Annotated in this window: 20 protein-coding genes; 17 read left to right on the forward strand and 3 right to left on the reverse strand. The window is 62.8% G+C overall.

The window, feature by feature from the left end; genetic code table 11:
• Window positions 1-41 precede the first annotated feature (41 nt).
• From FJV83_RS05845 to FJV83_RS05865, 5 genes are all read left to right on the forward strand, one after another.
• Window positions 42-953 carry an ABC transporter substrate-binding protein gene (locus tag FJV83_RS05845; RefSeq protein WP_142884752.1) on the forward strand — a complete coding sequence of 304 codons (912 nt, stop codon included), beginning with the start codon at window positions 42-44 and terminating at the stop codon, window positions 951-953.
• 55 nt (window positions 954-1,008) lie between these two features.
• Window positions 1,009-2,172, forward strand: coding sequence for an ABC transporter permease (locus FJV83_RS05850; protein WP_142887451.1), 1,164 nt, complete (start codon window positions 1,009-1,011; stop codon window positions 2,170-2,172).
• Window positions 2,169-3,107 (forward strand): ABC transporter ATP-binding protein, encoded by a 939-nt coding sequence (locus FJV83_RS05855; protein WP_095770433.1) that lies wholly within the window; start codon window positions 2,169-2,171, stop codon window positions 3,105-3,107. Before FJV83_RS05850 ends, FJV83_RS05855 begins: the two co-directional genes overlap by 4 nt.
• Window positions 3,104-3,853, forward strand: a complete 750-nt coding sequence (locus FJV83_RS05860; protein ID WP_095770432.1) for an ABC transporter permease — start codon at window positions 3,104-3,106, stop codon at window positions 3,851-3,853. The genes FJV83_RS05855 and FJV83_RS05860 overlap by 4 nt, the downstream gene beginning before the upstream one ends.
• Before the next feature lie 262 nt (window positions 3,854-4,115).
• Window positions 4,116-6,257: a sodium-translocating pyrophosphatase gene (locus FJV83_RS05865; RefSeq protein WP_095770431.1), complete on the forward strand. Its 2,142-nt coding sequence runs from the start codon at window positions 4,116-4,118 to the stop codon at window positions 6,255-6,257.
• Window positions 6,258-6,483: 226 nt separating this feature from the next.
• Here FJV83_RS05865 and FJV83_RS05870 read toward each other — a convergent pair whose 3' ends face one another.
• Window positions 6,484-6,999, reverse strand: a complete 516-nt coding sequence (locus FJV83_RS05870) for an outer membrane protein assembly factor BamE (RefSeq protein ID WP_027046739.1) — start codon at window positions 6,997-6,999, stop codon at window positions 6,484-6,486.
• A gap of 115 nt (window positions 7,000-7,114) precedes the next feature.
• On the opposite strand from FJV83_RS05870, the gene FJV83_RS05875 reads away from it, so the two are divergent.
• The 7 genes from FJV83_RS05875 (at window position 7,115) to FJV83_RS05905 (ending at window position 11,971) form a co-directional block, all read left to right on the forward strand.
• Window positions 7,115-7,660: a ubiquinol-cytochrome C chaperone family protein gene (locus tag FJV83_RS05875; RefSeq protein WP_095770430.1), complete on the forward strand. Its 546-nt coding sequence runs from the start codon at window positions 7,115-7,117 to the stop codon at window positions 7,658-7,660.
• The gene (locus tag FJV83_RS05880) at window positions 7,660-8,208 is read left to right on the forward strand and encodes a DUF177 domain-containing protein (RefSeq protein ID WP_095770429.1); all 549 of its coding nucleotides are present in this window, start codon (window positions 7,660-7,662) and stop codon (window positions 8,206-8,208) included. Before FJV83_RS05875 ends, FJV83_RS05880 begins: the two co-directional genes overlap by 1 nt.
• A gap of 111 nt (window positions 8,209-8,319) precedes the next feature.
• Window positions 8,320-9,390, forward strand: coding sequence for a phosphate acyltransferase PlsX (plsX, locus tag FJV83_RS05885; protein ID WP_019857626.1), 1,071 nt, complete (start codon window positions 8,320-8,322; stop codon window positions 9,388-9,390).
• A 9-nt stretch (window positions 9,391-9,399) separates the two neighbouring features.
• The gene (locus tag FJV83_RS05890; RefSeq protein ID WP_095770428.1) at window positions 9,400-10,371 is read left to right on the forward strand and encodes a beta-ketoacyl-ACP synthase III; all 972 of its coding nucleotides are present in this window, start codon (window positions 9,400-9,402) and stop codon (window positions 10,369-10,371) included.
• Between the two features lie 102 nt (window positions 10,372-10,473).
• Window positions 10,474-10,797, forward strand: a complete 324-nt coding sequence (locus tag FJV83_RS05895) for an integration host factor subunit alpha (RefSeq protein ID WP_010915609.1) — start codon at window positions 10,474-10,476, stop codon at window positions 10,795-10,797.
• 211 nt (window positions 10,798-11,008) lie between these two features.
• Window positions 11,009-11,548: a MerR family transcriptional regulator gene (locus tag FJV83_RS05900; protein WP_027046741.1), complete on the forward strand. Its 540-nt coding sequence runs from the start codon at window positions 11,009-11,011 to the stop codon at window positions 11,546-11,548.
• A gap of 120 nt (window positions 11,549-11,668) precedes the next feature.
• Window positions 11,669-11,971 carry a hypothetical protein gene (locus tag FJV83_RS05905; RefSeq protein WP_095770897.1) on the forward strand — a complete coding sequence of 101 codons (303 nt, stop codon included), beginning with the start codon at window positions 11,669-11,671 and terminating at the stop codon, window positions 11,969-11,971.
• A gap of 229 nt (window positions 11,972-12,200) precedes the next feature.
• Here FJV83_RS05905 and FJV83_RS05910 read toward each other — a convergent pair whose 3' ends face one another.
• Window positions 12,201-12,398, reverse strand: a complete 198-nt coding sequence (locus FJV83_RS05910; RefSeq protein WP_140888648.1) for a hypothetical protein — start codon at window positions 12,396-12,398, stop codon at window positions 12,201-12,203.
• 196 nt (window positions 12,399-12,594) lie between these two features.
• Window positions 12,595-13,209 (reverse strand): hypothetical protein, encoded by a 615-nt coding sequence (locus FJV83_RS05915; protein ID WP_142884750.1) that lies wholly within the window; start codon window positions 13,207-13,209, stop codon window positions 12,595-12,597.
• Window positions 13,210-13,490: 281 nt separating this feature from the next.
• Between FJV83_RS05915 and FJV83_RS05920 the strand changes: the two genes are divergently transcribed.
• From FJV83_RS05920 to FJV83_RS05935, 5 genes are all read left to right on the forward strand, one after another.
• Window positions 13,491-13,775 (forward strand): helix-turn-helix transcriptional regulator, encoded by a 285-nt coding sequence (locus FJV83_RS05920; RefSeq protein ID WP_095770896.1) that lies wholly within the window; start codon window positions 13,491-13,493, stop codon window positions 13,773-13,775.
• Window positions 13,776-13,960: 185 nt separating this feature from the next.
• Window positions 13,961-14,419 carry a YbaK/EbsC family protein gene (locus FJV83_RS05925; RefSeq protein WP_095770426.1) on the forward strand — a complete coding sequence of 153 codons (459 nt, stop codon included), beginning with the start codon at window positions 13,961-13,963 and terminating at the stop codon, window positions 14,417-14,419.
• Window positions 14,420-14,583: 164 nt separating this feature from the next.
• Window positions 14,584-14,760 (forward strand): hypothetical protein, encoded by a 177-nt coding sequence (locus FJV83_RS36345; protein ID WP_179295889.1) that lies wholly within the window; start codon window positions 14,584-14,586, stop codon window positions 14,758-14,760.
• A gap of 70 nt (window positions 14,761-14,830) precedes the next feature.
• Complete coding sequence (locus tag FJV83_RS05930; RefSeq protein WP_095770895.1) at window positions 14,831-15,049, forward strand: hypothetical protein; 219 nt, start codon at window positions 14,831-14,833, stop codon at window positions 15,047-15,049.
• A gap of 127 nt (window positions 15,050-15,176) precedes the next feature.
• Window positions 15,177-15,371, forward strand: a complete 195-nt coding sequence (locus FJV83_RS05935; protein ID WP_080643723.1) for a DUF1059 domain-containing protein — start codon at window positions 15,177-15,179, stop codon at window positions 15,369-15,371.
• Window positions 15,372-16,013 lie beyond the last annotated feature (642 nt).

The following is a 16,013-nucleotide window of genomic DNA, read 5'->3' on the forward strand; positions in this document are numbered from 1 at the left end:
TGCGGCCGCCGCATTCCGGTTCACAGCAAAGGGTTTTCACGATGTTTTCAGTCAAGGTTTTCGCCGGCGCGGCATTGGCGCTGGCCATCACGGCAGCTTCCGCCAGTGCTCAGGTGGTGGTCTCCTCGAAGATTGACACCGAGGGTGGCGTGCTCGGTAACATCATCCAGCTCGTTCTCAATGCCAACAACATCAAGACATCGGACCGCATCCAGCTCGGCGGCACGCCGGTGGTGCGCAAGGCGATCACCGCCGGCGAGATCGACATCTATCCCGAATACACCGGCAACGCCGCCTTTTTCTTCGAGAAGGCCGACGACCCGGTCTGGAAGGACGCCGCCAAGGCCTATGAGACAGCCAAGAAGCTCGACTACGACTCCAACAAGATCGTCTGGCTGTCGCCGGCGCCGGCCAACAACACCTGGGCGATCGCACTGCGCAAGGAAGTGACGGACCAGAACAAGCTCGTGACGCTGTCGGACTTCGGCAAATACGTCGCCGGCGGCGGCAAGGTGGTGCTCGCGGCTTCCGCCGAGTTCGTCAATTCGGCGGCCGCCCTTCCGGCCTTCCAGACCACCTACGGCTTCACGCTGAAGCCGGACCAACTGATCACGCTTTCGGGCGGTGACACCGCGGCGACCATCGCCGCGGCCGCCAACCAGACCAGTGGCGCCAACGCCGCCATGGTCTACGGCACCGATGGCGGCATCGCGCCGTCGGGCCTTGTCGTGCTCGAGGACGACAAGGCCGTGCAGCCGGTCTACCAGCCGGCGCCCATCATCCGCGAATCCGTGCTCAAGCAACATCCCGAAATCGAGACGCTGCTGAAGCCGGTCTTCGCCAAGCTCGACCTGGTCACGCTGCAGGAACTGAACGGCCGTGTGCAGGTTGGCGGCGAGCCGGTCAAGGGCGTCGCCGAGGACTTCCTGAAGAAGAACGGCTTTCTGAAGTAGGACGATTCCGGCGCGCCGCTCGCGTGGCGCGCCGGAACGACCGACGGGGGAGGGCGTGAACATCCGTTTCGACAAGCTCGGCGTGGTCATTGCCGCGATCGCGGCCTATGCGGCGTTCCTCGCTCCCTTCGCCACGTTCCGCGCCAATCGGATCGTTCCGGGCCAGGCGCGCTCGATTCTCGAGGCGCTGCCGGCAACCGCCGGGCCATTGCTGATGGCTATCGTGATCGTCGCGGCGCTCACAGCGCTCTTCAGGACACCGCTTGTGCTGCGCCTTGCGTCCAGTGTCGTGGCGCTTGCCGCGCTCGCGCTGCTCGTCGGCGTCGCTGGCACATTCTTGACGCCGGCCGGCAATACCCTTGCCAGGGTATCGCCGGCCTCCGGTTTCTGGGTACTCATCTTTGCCTTCACGCTTTTGCTGGCGGACGTGCTGACGAGGCTGAACCTGTCGCCATGGGCCCGTGTCGGTGTGCTGGTTGCCGCCGCCGGGGCCATTGGGCTGCTCTTGGTGTCGGGGGCCTGGAACGACCTTTCCATCCTCAAGGAATACGCCAACCGCGCCGACAGTTTCTGGGTCGAAGGTTCCAAGCATGTGACGCTGGCGCTTGGCTCGCTGCTTGCGGCGGTCGTCGTCGGCCTGCCGCTCGGCATACTCTGTCATCGTGGCGAAAGGCTGCGGGCCGGTGTGCTCAACGTGCTCAACATCATCCAGACCATTCCTTCGATCGCACTGTTTGGCCTGCTGATCGCGCCGCTCGGCTGGATCGCCACGCATGTGCCGGGAGCGGCCGCGCTCGGCATCAGAGGCATCGGCACGGCGCCGGCCTTCGTCGCCCTGTTCCTCTATTCGCTGCTGCCGGTTGTGGCCAACACCGTGGTCGGCCTCGCCGGCGTGGGGCGCGCCGCCAACGACGCGGCGCGCGGCATGGGCATGACCGACCGCCAGCGCCTGTTCGGCGTCGAATTCCCACTGGCCTTTCCGGTGATCCTCACCGGCATCCGTATCGTCCTGGTGCAAAACATCGGCCTTGCCACCATCGCAGCGCTGATCGGTGGCGGCGGCTTTGGCGTCTTCGTCTTCCAGGGCGTTGGCCAGACCGCGATGGACCTGGTGCTGCTCGGCGCGGTGCCGACCGTGGCGCTCGCTTTCGCTGCCGCCATCATCCTCGACGCAATGATCGAAATGACCGCCACCAAGCGCAGGGTTGACACGGCATGATCGAGATCGAAGGCATCACCAAGCGCTATGACACGACCACCGTCGTCGACGACGTCTCGATGGTCATTGAACCACGTACCATCGCCGTCATTGTCGGCACCTCGGGCTCGGGCAAGACGACGCTGCTGCGCATGATCAACCGGCTGGTCGAACCGACCGCTGGCATCATCAAGCTAGACGGCGCCGACAATCGTTCGGTGCCGGGCTACGAACTGCGCCGAAGCATCGGCTATGCGATCCAGGGCCACGGCCTGTTTCCACATCGCACCGTGGCGCAGAACATCGCCACTGTGCCGGTGCTGCTTGGCTGGGACAAAGATCGCATCAAGGCGCGCGTCGATGAACTGATGACGCTCTACCAACTCGACCCCCAGGAATTCGGACCGCGCTACCCGCACGAACTGTCCGGTGGCCAGCAGCAGAGGGTCGGAGTGGCCCGCGCGCTCGCCGCCGAACCCAACGTGCTGTTGATGGACGAGCCGTTCGGCGCGCTCGATCCGATCATCCGCACCAAGGCGCAGGAAGATCTGCTGGCGATCCAGAAGCGCTTCGGCACCACCATCATCCTCGTCACCCACGACATGGAGGAGGCAGTGCACATGGGCGACAAGATCGCCGTCATGGATGCCGGCAAGCTTGTGCAATACGCCAACCCCGCCGAGATCCTGGCAAACCCGGCCAGCAGCTTCGTAGAGACCCTGGTCGGCGCCAGCGAAAGGCCCTTCAGGCTGCTGTCGCTGGGACGGGTGCGTGACGCGGTGGAGAACGGCACCGCCGAGGGCGAAGCCATCCCCGGCGATGCCAGCCAGCGCGATGCACTGGCTGAACTCCTGTGGACAGGCCGGCCGGCGCTGCCGGTCAAAGGGGCCGACGGCAAGCCACTCGGCCGCGTTACGGTGGATGGGCTGGTCAAGCGGGCGGCGAGGCCGGCATGAGAGCCTGGCTGCCTTTGCTGCTCAGGCTTGCGCTGGTGGTTTTGCTTGCGACGTTCGTCACCAGTCCGGGCTGGTTTGAGCCGCTGCTCAAGCCGCTGACCGAGAACAACGCGCCGGTGATCTACAATCAGGGCAGCCTGCTGACGCTGACGCTGCTGCATCTGCGCATCGTGCTGATCGCCACCGCCGCGGCGACCATCGTTGCGGTGGCACTGGCCATCCTTGTCACCAGGCCGGCTGGCGCCGAATTCCTGCCGCTGTCGCGCAGCCTGGTCAATATCGGCCAGACGTTCCCGCCGGTGGCGGTGCTGGCGCTCGCCGTGCCGGCTGTCGGCTTCGGCGAGAAGCCGACGCTGATTGCGCTGTTTCTCTATGGCCTGCTGCCGATCTTCGAGAATGCTCTGACCGCGTTGACGACGCTGCCGGCCAATGTCGTCGAGGCGGCGCGCGGCGCGGGCATGACCGGCTGGCAAAGGCTCACCAAGGTCGAGCTGCCGCTCAGCGCGCCGATCATCCTGGGCGGCATCAGGCTCTCGGTGGTGATCAGCCTGGCCACCGCCACCATAGGCTCGACGGTTGCCGCCAAGACGCTGGGCGAGGTGATCATTGCTGGCCTTCTGTCCAACAACCTTGCTTTCATCCTGCAGGGCGGCCTGATCGTGGCGGCGCTTGCCGTGCTGATCTACGACGGATTGTCGGCGATCGAGCGCTATGCGGCGCGGCGCATGGGGCGCGAGGCGGAGTAGTCCTTTGGAAGCTGATGGCTTTGTCGGCACGATCCCCTTGCGTCATTTCAATCGATCTAAATGAGGGCCACGCCAGGCAGGGTCGTCGCGACTTTTGTCTTTTGGGCGAAAGCCGGGCAAAAACTGAACAATATCTTGACGTTCGCGGCACTGTTTCGCATACACCGATGCGAAGAGGCGGATTCCGTACGCGGGATTCCATCTTTATCTCATCGGCCCAGGGAGGGGTTCATTTGGGCCAACAATCGAGGAAAAATCGGCAATGACCATTATTTCCGCCGTCATCGCCTGCGGCTTGCTTTCTGTCCTGTACGCTATCTGGGCGACACGTTCGGTCCTTGCGTCCGACCAGGGCAACGCACGCATGCAGGAAATCTCCGCCGCCATCCGCGAAGGCGCGCAAGCCTATCTGGCGCGCCAGTACACCACCATCGCCACCGTCGGCGTGGTCGTGCTCTTGCTCGCCTGGTGGCTGCTTTCGATCACCGCCGCGATCGGCTTCCTGATCGGCGCCGTCCTGTCGGGCGCTGCCGGCTTCATCGGCATGCATGTTTCCGTGCGTGCCAACGTGCGCACTGCACAGGCGGCCTCCAACAGTCTGGCCGCCGGTCTCGACATCGCCTTCAAGTCGGGCGCCATCACCGGCATGCTGGTGGCGGGCCTGGCGCTGCTCGGCGTCTCGATCTACTACCTCATCCTGACCGGTCCCATGGGCCTGCAGCCCAATGACCGCATCGTTATCGACTCACTGGTCTCGCTCGGCTTCGGTGCCTCGCTGATCTCCATCTTCGCCCGTCTCGGCGGCGGTATCTTCACCAAGGGCGCCGATGTCGGCGGCGATCTGGTCGGCAAGGTCGAAGCCGGCATTCCCGAGGACGATCCGCGCAACCCGGCCACCATCGCCGACAATGTCGGCGACAATGTCGGCGACTGTGCCGGCATGGCCGCCGACCTGTTCGAGACCTATGCGGTGACGGTCGTCGCCACCATGGTTCTCGGTGCCATCTTCTTCGGCGGCACCGCCGTTCTCGGCGCCGCTATGCTCTATCCGCTCGCCATATGCGGCGCCTGCATCCTGACCTCGATCGTCGGCACCTTCTTCGTCAAGCTCGGGGCCAACGGTTCGATCATGGGTGCGCTCTACAAGGGCCTGATCGTCACCGGTCTGTTGTCGATCGCCGGCCTCGGCGTCGCCACCTCGGTATGCCTTGGCTGGGGCGAGATCGGCACGGTCGCCGGCATGGTCATCACCGGCAAGAACCTCTTCATCTGCGGCCTGATCGGCCTTGCGGTGACGGGTTTGATCGTGGTGATCACCGAATACTACACCGGCACCAACAAGCGCCCGGTCAACTCGATCGCCCAGGCGTCGGTCACCGGCCACGGCACCAACGTCATCCAGGGCCTCGCGGTCTCGCTGGAATCGACGGCGTTACCGGCCATCGTCATCGTCGGCGGCATCATCTCGACCTACCAGCTCGCCGGCCTCTACGGCACGGCGATCGCCGTCACCACCATGCTCGGCCTTGCCGGCATGATCGTTGCGCTCGACGCCTTCGGCCCGGTCACCGACAATGCCGGCGGCATTGCCGAAATGGCCGGTCTGCCCAAGGAAGTGCGCCACTCCACCGACGCGCTCGACGCTGTCGGCAACACCACGAAGGCCGTGACCAAGGGCTATGCCATCGGCTCGGCAGGTCTCGGCGCATTGGTGCTGTTCGCCGCCTACTCGAACGACCTGAAGTTCTTTGCCGCCAACGGCGACAAATATCCCTACTTCCAGGGCATGGGCGAGATTTCCTTCGATCTCTCCAACCCTTACGTCGTCGCCGGCCTGATCTTCGGCGGCCTGATTCCCTACCTGTTCGGCGGCATCGCCATGACGGCCGTCGGCCGCGCTGCGGGCGCCATCGTCGAGGAGGTGCGCAAGCAGTTCCGCGAGGATCCCGGCATCATGGCCGGCACCTCCAAGCCGAACTACGCGCGTGCAGTCGACCTTCTGACCAAGGCGGCGATCCGGGAAATGATCATCCCGTCACTGCTGCCGGTGCTGGCGCCGCTCGTCGTCTATTTCGGCGTGCTCTTGATCTCGGGTTCGAAGGCCTCGGCCTTCGCCGCCCTCGGCGCCTCGCTGCTCGGCGTCATCGTCAACGGCCTGTTCGTCGCCATCTCGATGACTTCGGGCGGTGGCGCGTGGGACAACGCGAAAAAGTCGTTCGAGGACGGCTTTGTCGACAAGGACGGCGTCAAGCATCTCAAGGGTACCGAGGCACACAAGGCTTCGGTGACCGGCGATACGGTCGGTGATCCCTACAAGGACACCGCCGGCCCCGCGGTCAATCCGGCGATCAAGATCACCAACATCGTGGCGCTCCTGCTTCTGGCCGTGCTCGCGCACGGCTGAACGTAACCTGGCCGTCAGATAGAAACCCGCGGGGAGCGATCCCTGCGGGTTTTTGTTTGGCTCCGTCAGGTTCCACGGCCACTTCAAACCCCAAGATCCGCTCGATTTAACGCCGGCTCGCCCCCGTCTGCTCGCCTTGGCCAAACAAAAACCCGTGGGATCGCTCCCACGGGTTTTTGGTCGCCTGAGATGGTGCTGCTTCCCACGGGGAAGCAGGGTCTGATGATCAGGGAGTACCGCCGCCGGGGATGCCGGGCGCCAGCTTGCTGGCGCCGTTGATGATCTGGCTGAGGAAGTTCTGGTCCTTGCCGCCAGTCGGCGTGGTGCGCGAGATGAAGTCGAAAATCTTGCCGTCCTTCATGCCGTAATTGGCGATCTGGGTGACGCGGCCATCGGCGCCGAAATAGACCGCCAGAACTTTCTGGTCGACGAGCCTGGGCTTATCGAAGGCGACATAGCGCTTGCGCGTCTGCGAAATGTAATAAAATGCCTCGTTGTCGAAAGTCGCCGTGGTCGACGGCGTGCCAAGCGCCAGAAGCACCTGCTCACGGCTGGAACCGACTGGCACCGAATCGACGGCCTGCTGGTCGTAGACGTAACCTTGCGTGAATGTCTCGCTCGGATTGAGGTCGCCGATCATCTTGTTGGTGTGACACGCCGAAAGCGCCGAAACGACCAGCAGCAGCGAGATCGCGCCGGCAGGCCTGGACGAGAAGGTCGACTTGAAATTCAGCGCGCGCAACAACAATTCTCCATTATATCGCCGCAACTTGCGCTGGGCCGCAAAACCGGTAAACCAGCTTGCCTGCCGATGCAACAAGGCCAATTCAACAAACGGTCCCCGGGAGACCATCCCCATGTTCCAGCGCCTTTTTGGTCGCGAACGCCACGCCAACCGCGCCATAACGGACGCGCTTTACGCACAAATCGTGGCGGCGGCGCGGCAGACCGTATTTTATTCCCACTGGGATGTGCCGGACACGCCGCTCGGCCGTTTCGAGATGCTTTCGCTGCATATGTTCCTGTTCCAGCATCGCTTGCGCGGCGAAGACGGCGTGGCGCAGGAGATCGCCCAGGTGCTGATCGACGAGTTCTTTCTCGACGTCGATCATTCGCTGCGGGAACTGGGCATTGGCGATGTCGGCGTGCCCAAGCGCATGAAGAAACTGGCGAAGATGTTCTATGGCCGCACCGCCGCCTATGATGATGCGCTGGAAAGAAACGATCGCGACGGCCTGACCGCGGCACTGGCACGCAATGTCCGGCCCGATGCCGGCACGTGGCCGGAGGCGCCGCAATTGGCCGACTATGTCGCCGACGCCTGCCGGCAGCTGGCCGCCCAGCCGTCCGAATCGATCGTTTCCGGCACGGCGGTGTTTCCGCTCGCCAAGGGAGGTGCTTGATGAAACATGCTGATCCGCGAAGCCCGGTTTCCTTTTTCGCCAATGTCGCCCGGCTGCCGCAGAAGGGCCTGCCGGTGGTGATCGAGGCCGACGCCGCCCAGCGCGCCGCGCTCGCCGAGGAGCACGGGCTGCTGTCGGTCGAAGCCTATCGCGCCGAACTCCTTGTCGTTTCCTGGAAGCGCAATGGCGTCAAGGTCAGTGGCCGTGTCGAGGCCGATATCACGCAGGCCTGCATCGTCACGCTCGACCCCGTCCAGGCGCATATCGACGAGCCGGTCGAGGCACTGCTGTTGCCCGAGGATTCCAAGCTTGGGCGGCAGGGGTTCGAGGGCGGTGGCGAGATCCTGCTCGATGCGGACGGGCCCGACAGCCCCGAAACATTCTCCGGCGACACCATCGATGTCGGGGCGCTAGCCGAACAGTTCTTCGGACTGGCCATCGACCCTTACCCGCGCAAGCCGGGCGCGTCGCTGGATGCCGGCGGCGATACCGAAGCGGCGGAGAATGAATTTCAGCAAAAACTGCGATCCTTGCTGGGAAAATCCTGAAAACCTCGCCCGCGATGGAAAAGTCGGTTGTGCGAAAAGCCAAAACCGCTATTTTCGCCGAACCTTTGCGATCGCTAAGCGACTGCCGCCTAACCGTGAGATGAATACCGCGTGATCAGGATTTCCATCGATGCCATGGGCGGCGATCACGGACCAGCCGTGGTCATTCCGGCGCTCATGACGGTCGCGACTCGCCGTCCCGACATCCGCTTCGTCATCTACGGGCGTGAGGAACTTGTGCGCCCCGAACTGGCCAAGTTCCCCAAATTGGCCGAGGTGAGCGAATTCTTCCATTGCGAGATCGCGGTCAGGATGGACGACAAGCCCAGCCAGGCGTTGCGCCATGGCCGCTGGAAGTCGTCGATGTGGAAGGCGGTCGAAGCGGTCAAGTCAGGTGCCGCTGACGCTTGCATCTCCGCCGGCAACACCGGCGCGCTGATGGCGATGTCGAAATTCTGCCTGCGCACCATGGCCACCATCGATCGCCCGGCGATCGCGGCATTGTGGCCGACATTGCGCGGCGAAAGCGTGGTTCTGGACGTCGGCGCCACCATTGGCGCCGATGCGCAACAGCTCATTGATTTTGCCATTCTCGGCACCGGCATGGCGCGCGCCGTTTTCGGCATTGCACGGCCCACCGTCGGCCTGCTCAATGTCGGCGTCGAAGAGATCAAGGGCCAGGAAGAGGTCAAGGAGGCAGGGCGCATGCTGCGCGAGGCCAACATGGCCTCGATGAACTATCACGGCTTCGTCGAAGGCGACGATATCGGCAAGGGTACGGTCGACGTGGTCGTCACGGAGGGCTTCGCCGGCAACATCGCACTGAAGACCGCGGAAGGCACCGCTCGCCAGATCGCGGGGTATCTGCGCGCCGCGATGAGCCGCACCCTGATGGCCAAGATCGGCTATGTCTTCGCCAAGGGCGCCTTCGATCGCCTGCGCGAAAAGATGGATGTCGGCCGCTCCAATGGCGGCGTCTTCCTGGGGCTGAGCGGCATTGTCGTCAAAAGCCATGGCGGTGCAGATTCGGACGGGTTCGCCGCGGCGATCGAGCTCGGCTATGACATGGTGCGCAACAATCTGCTCGACCGCATCGAAGCCGACCTGGACCTGTTTCATGCGCGCAACCCGCGTGCCCTGTCATCCCGGAAATCCGACGTCGTTACCGACGCGAAGGAATAGGAAAGAACTTTGATCAGATCAGTCGTGCGCGGCATGGGCGCCGCGCTGCCCCGCCGCATCATGAAGAATGCCGATTTCGAGGGCATGGTTGAAACCTCGGACGAGTGGATCGCCCAGCGTACCGGCATCCGCCAGCGTCATATCGCGGCCGACGACGAGACGACGGCTTCCCTGGGAGAGGCCGCGGCACGTGCCGCCCTTGCCAATGCCGGGCTGACGCCTGATGACATCGACCTGATCGTGCTGGCAACGTCGACGCCCAACAACACATTCCCGGCCACAGCGGTCGAGATCCAGAACCGGCTCGGCATGCATCACGGCTTCGCCTTCGACATGCAGGCGGTGTGTTCGGGCTTCGTCTATGCGGTCACGACAGCCGACCTCTACATCCGTGGGGGGCTTGCCAAACGTGTGCTGGTGATCGGCTCGGAAACGTTCTCACGCATCCTCGACTGGAGCGACCGCTCGACCTGCGTGCTGTTCGGCGATGGCGCAGGGGCACTTGTCCTGGAGGCGGGCGAGGGGGCCGGCACGATTGCCGACCACGGCGTCCTGGCGGCCAGCCTGCGCTCCGACGGCGTGCACAAGGACAAGCTTTTCGTCGACGGCGGACCGTCGACCACGGGAACGGTCGGTCACCTCAGGATGGAAGGTCGCGAAGTCTTCAAGCATGCGGTCGGCATGATCACCGACGTCATCGAGGCAACCTTCTCCGCCGCCGGCATATCGGCCGACGATCTCGACTGGTTCGTGCCGCACCAGGCCAATAAACGAATTATTGACGCATCCGCCAAGAAGCTCGGGATAGCAGAGCAAAAGGTGGTGGTTACGGTCGATCTGCACGGTAACACCTCGGCTGCTTCCGTGCCGCTGGCGCTGTCGGTGGCCGTTGCCGATGGCCGCATCAAGAAGGGCGACCTCGTCCTCCTGGAAGCGATGGGCGGCGGCTTCACCTGGGGCGCCGTTCTGGTTCGCTGGTAAGTGCCGAACGGCTCGGTTTCGGTCCTTGACCTTGCCGGATCAATTACTTAGGCTCTACCGTTGTTGTGCCGATTTTACGTTTTGAACTGATGGGACGGTCGCATGGGGGGAAAGACACTTACGCGTGCCGACCTGGCGGAGGCCGTCTACCGAAAGGTCGGCCTGTCGCGCACTGAATCCGCCGAACTGGTCGAAGCCGTGCTGGACGAAATCTGCGAAGCCATTGTGCGTGGCGAGACGGTCAAGTTGTCGTCTTTCGCGACGTTCCATGTCCGCTCCAAGAACGAACGCATCGGGCGCAATCCCAAGACCGGCGAAGAGGTGCCGATCCTGCCGCGCCGGGTGATGACGTTCAAATCGTCCAACGTGCTGAAGAACCGCATCTTGCGCTCTCACCAGAACAGCAAGGCAAAGGGCGGCAAATAGCCTTCATTGTACGGTTGAAAACCGGCCCCGCGATCACGCCGGGCTTGAATATTGCTTCACAAACCGCTGAAATAAGGCCCGATTCGGCAGCATGGCCGGATTGGTGTTCCGCGTATGATCCATTCCGCGCAAATGGAATGAGCGTCTCTTTGTTGAGACTGATCTCGCTGAAGACCGTTCCGGATCACGCTCCAGCGTGAGGATTTCGCCCATGGACAAGAGCCCTGACGCCTTCCGTACCATCAGCGAGGTCGCCGAAGATCTCGACCTGCCACAACATGTGCTGCGCTTCTGGGAGACACGCTTCAACCAGATCAAGCCGATGAAGCGCGGCGGCGGCCGTCGCTATTACCGGCCGCAGGATGTCGAACTGATCAAGGGCATCCGCCACATGCTCTACGACCAGGGCTACACGATCAAGGGCGTGCAGAAGTTGCTGCGCGAGAACGGCAATCATTTCCTGGTTGCAATCGGCAATGGCGACATGGCCGCCGTCGAGGCGATCTCGCAACGAAAGCAGGCCGATCAGGTGCCGCTGACGCCGGCGGCGCAGCCGCGCGGCGGCGATGACGAACTGGTTGGTCAGCCAAGGGTCAAGCCGAGCCGTCGCTTTTTCGGTCTGGGCAAGAGCGATGAGGAAGGTCCGGTTCAGCCGGACTCGTCGAAACTGTCGCGCGACAATCGCGCGCTGCTGCAGGAGGCGCTGTTCGACCTCCTGGAATGCAAGCGCCTGCTTGACCAGGTGCGCTGACCGCGCGAAGCGCTCTGAAGCCTCGAAACCGGAACCCGCCTTGGGGTGAGGCGTTACGTTTCCTTCTGCAAGACGTCGTTCAGCAAGACGACGTCGCATGGCAAGACAAGGAAACGCATGATGGCATCTTTTTCGACCCTTTCGGACATCGACCTCGAAAAGCAGGTCGCGGCCCTTTCGAGAGAACTCGTGGCGTTGCGCAAGGCGGTGTCAAAGCGGGGTGGCGCCTACTATGAAGATGGCCGCGATGCCGCGCTCGACACATATTCGGATCTCGCGGGACGCCTGCGCGATGCGATGCCGGCAATCCGCAAACAGGGCAGGGTGGTCGAGAAATCGGCTCGTGACCATCCGGCAGCGGCCGCCGCGGTTGGGCTTGTGGTGCTTGGTCTGGTCGCCAGCCTGCTATTCAGCCGGCGCTAAGGGCGCTCTCGGTCATAAGACAAGTGTTGGCGAAGCGTGAGCTGCCATCGCGCGACAGGCAGAGCGGTGCTGTCCATCCAGGAGATATCGGGCCTTGCCATCATCGGGATGCCCGGCCCTGTTCGCGAAGGCCTGGTGTCCAGCCTGGCATCGCATGACCAGGAGAAGACCAGCCTTGAACAAGAAACCAAGGCCGGTCGTCTCGTTGGCAGTCTGTATTTAGTAGGATTTAGTAGGCCTTCTTCATGTGGTGGCGGTGATGAACGTAGTGGTGAACGCGGTGATGACGAACATGGTGATGATGGACGCGATGATGACGATGATGCTTTGCCATCGGGGCCGCATCGGCGCTCGTCGCACCGATGACCGGCGCCGTGAAAGCGAGTGCAACTGCAAGCCCGAGGGCCGAGAGGAGGGACTTCTTCATGGATCGTTTCCTTCTTTCGCCGGCAGATCTTAAAATCGGGTCGATGGCCCGATCGCCGCGAATGGAATTACGCTCCAGTTTTTTTTCGTCAGTATTTCCCGATTGTAGAATTGTGTTTCCGGCGTGTTTCTGGGGAACCGGCTTCCCGACACTTTATTGTGAGGGCCGAAAAGCCGGCTCTTGCCGCTGATTGTGGCTACATCGGCGGGATCACGCCATTGTTTCCCACCACGACGCGGCTGGAACTCAGCGTCCCGTCAGCCTCGCGCTGGGCGGTGGCGAAGACCGTCGCGCCCGGCTTGAGATCGGCCGGCGTGGCCGGGGCGAAGGTCACGACGGGCGTGCCGTCGGGGATCGAAATCTTCTTGGTCTGCCCGTTGTCGTAGGTCAGCGTCACGGCGCGCCCGCTGATGTCGGTTACGTCGGCCACTGTGCCGTTGGTCATGCGGCTGTTCGGCTGCAGATCCCAGGGACGGTCGCCTTCGCCAGTCCCCTTCAGGGCGGCTGGGAAAATCACCACCTCCAGCGCGCCGCTGCCGCCATCCGCCTTCGAGACGGAGGCGATGCCGAGGAAATCGCCCTGCTTGATGTCCCTTTGCGAGGCGCTGGCGACGCCGGAAATCTTCCACCCGGTATTGAGCTTGATCGCGGAGGTGTCGCCCTGACGGGTTTTGACGGTCAGCAGCGACGGCTCGACACTGACCACCGTGCCGCGCACGCGTAGCGTGTCAGCCGCCTCGGCGGTCGCCGCTCCGGCGGTGAAAAGGCTGGAAATCGTGCCGAGCACGAGGAGGGAAGTCTTGAAGTTCATAACGGAGATCCTTCTGGGAACGGGCCGGCTGGAACCGGATGGTTTTCACGCCGGCGCATCAGAACAACGAACAGGTGGGCCTAAACCTCCGGGCAAAAAGGTACCGGGCCGTTCAAAAGAACTTGATGGCGCGATGTGCGTGCGCCGCCTCGCGGGTCCGGTTCACGATAGCGTGACGGCCTGTTTGGCTCTTGGCAAATCGCTGGCGAGCGGGCATGTTCCTGCTCGTCTCAGGCAACGCTCCATTTTTGATCAAACTCTTTCAGCCAGCGGAGTTGCCAATGCCCAACAATGCAAAAAGCCATGCCCTCTCCGAACCGTTAGCCGGTGAGATCGGGCCGAATTACACCACCCTCAGAGCCATGCGGGAAACCCGCGGATACAGTGTGGAAGAGCTTTCCCTGACTTGCGGCCTATCGGTCGGCGAGATCGAGGACATCGAGAACGGCCGGGCGGCCGATCCGTCGAAGCTGCGTCGTATTGCGTCCGCGCTTCGCCTGCCTCAGGACGCCCTCATCGTTGCCGCCGCGCCGAAACCGGCCCCGCAAGGCCGACCCCTGGCATAGGCCTGGCCCAGCCATGCAAAAAAGAACCCGCCAAGGCCCGCCTGGCGGGTTTCTTGTTGATGCCACGGCGTTCTCCAGCAGGCCGGGCTTGCCGATTTACAGGTCGCGCGTGTTTATTCCTGCGGCATCCAAATCCGCGCCGATCGCGTCTGCCGTGTATCGAGGTGAACTGTGGTTTTTTCGCTATGAGCCTGGACTCCGTTCGTGCCTTCTTCGCCGCTCATGCGCCTGACATCGAGGTCATCGTCACGCAAACAAGCTCGGCGACGGTGACGCTGGCGGCGGAGGCGCACGGCGTCCTGCCGGCGCAGATCGCCAAGACGATCTGCCTACGCGTCGGCGAGCGCACCATGCTGGTGGTGACCAGCGGCATCGCCAGGTTGGACAATCGCAAGTTCAAGGACCAGTTCGGCGGCAAGCCGCGCATGCTGGACGCGGACGAAGTGGTTGCCGCCACGAGCCATCCTGTCGGCGGCGTCTGCCCGTTCGGCCTGCCGGCACCGCTGCCGATCTATTGCGACGTCTCGCTGCGGGAATTCCAAGAGGTGGTGCCCGCCGCGGGCGCCACCAATGCCGCGGTACGGATTGCACCGCAGCGCATGGTCGACCTTACCGGCGCCGAATGGATTGATGTCTGCCAATAGCGATCGAGCGATGCTCCGCATGGCCGAAAATCTGACGACCTCGCCCGATAGAGTTGCCTAATCGAATCTCTACGCTAGTTTGGGTGACATCGGGTGCAACTAGCAAAAGGCGCGCCCGGCTGAGAGACCGCATTGCGCTCCCGCCTCACCAGGGAGCGCAAGACGTGGCGGAAACCAATCCCAATTCAATCAGGCAAGCTCAGGTCGCAAAAGCCCTGGTGATCGAAACCGGGATATCAGAGGAGCAGGCGCTAGACCTGGTGCGACTGCTGGGGCCTAACTGTTCTTCGCTTCTTTTCCACGCCCGCGCCTTGAAGAAGGCAGGGAGCGCCGGCTTGTAGTTTTGTACTGCAGCCCTTGCGTTCGCGGCTTGCTCGCCCGATAGTTCCGGGCGGGGTGCTGAAAGTGATCATGGCCGGCGAGTATCTGGACCATCTATTGGAGTGCCCCTATTGCGGCATCATCCGTCTGCAGATTCCAACAGACGCTCAACCTTCAACGCCGATCAGCTGCGCCGATTGCAGCCAGTATCTTGGCACATGGGATGAACTTCAGAGCGATTTCGAGCGCCAAGGCGGGAACAGCGGGGTGTTCCGCCTCGAAAAGGGGCGCATACAGAAGCTCGATTGAACCGGCGCCCTTGTCCGCAATAATTTCAAACTGAGAGACTACCCCCGATAGACGTAGATTGTTTGCGTCAGCGGGCAGGAGTATGCTGTTTGGTCGCCGAAAACAGCGAGATTTCGAGGAGGAACCTATGGCACGCAAATACATTGACTGCCGAGAATTCCCGAGCGAAATGAAATGCACCGTTGCAATCTCCGCAGATCGGGAGGACGAACTGATCGAGGCTGCGGTACAACACGCTGTGTCTGTTCATGGGGAACACGATACCCCTGAGTTCCGCTCCGAGGTCCGGAAATCTATCCACGAAGGCGCACCTGCTCCCTGAGCCCAGGCGGCTCTGGGTAAAGCTCCGCCCGGCTCTGGCCGAGCGTACGACGCGATATTGGTGAAGCTTTGCGATCGGTCCGCCGGCACCCTGTCGGAAGGTGGCGGGCAATGACCGACAAGGGCGCACATACTAGCAGCGGTGGCCGCTGGGGCTGACCAGTCGGGCTCGAGGGCGCTGTGCTGGCTGACCCGAAGCGTCCGCTCACTACCCGCCGAAAGATGTAGTGTCTCAAGCGCAAGGTGCGCTGACGAATTTCGGCGTCATTTCCGCAGCCTCATTCCGCGCCAGCACCCGCTGCCTCACGGTGGCGGGTTTTTAACGGGCACAACGGAACAAGAGGCTGACGATTCGGTTTTCCCTGTTGCAGCGCCGCGGCTAATCCTGAGGCCGGCAGGGGTTGGAGGAAACTGGATATGCGGAACAAAATCAAAGATCCTCCTCCGAAGGAGCCCGACCCGAAGAAGACACCAATCCCTCATCGCGACAATCAAGCGCCCTCGGAGCTTGAACATGTCGATCCACCACCGCGAGACGTCCGAGAGGCACCGGTGCCGAATCCAAACGGGATAAGAAGTGCCGACCGACGGGCAGACGCGAACGATGCGCCGCCGGCTCGCTGGACGTCACCGAAAGGGAGAG

It is taken from the genome of Mesorhizobium sp. WSM4307, assembly GCF_007003945.1.
GTDB lineage: Bacteria > Pseudomonadota > Alphaproteobacteria > Rhizobiales > Rhizobiaceae > Mesorhizobium.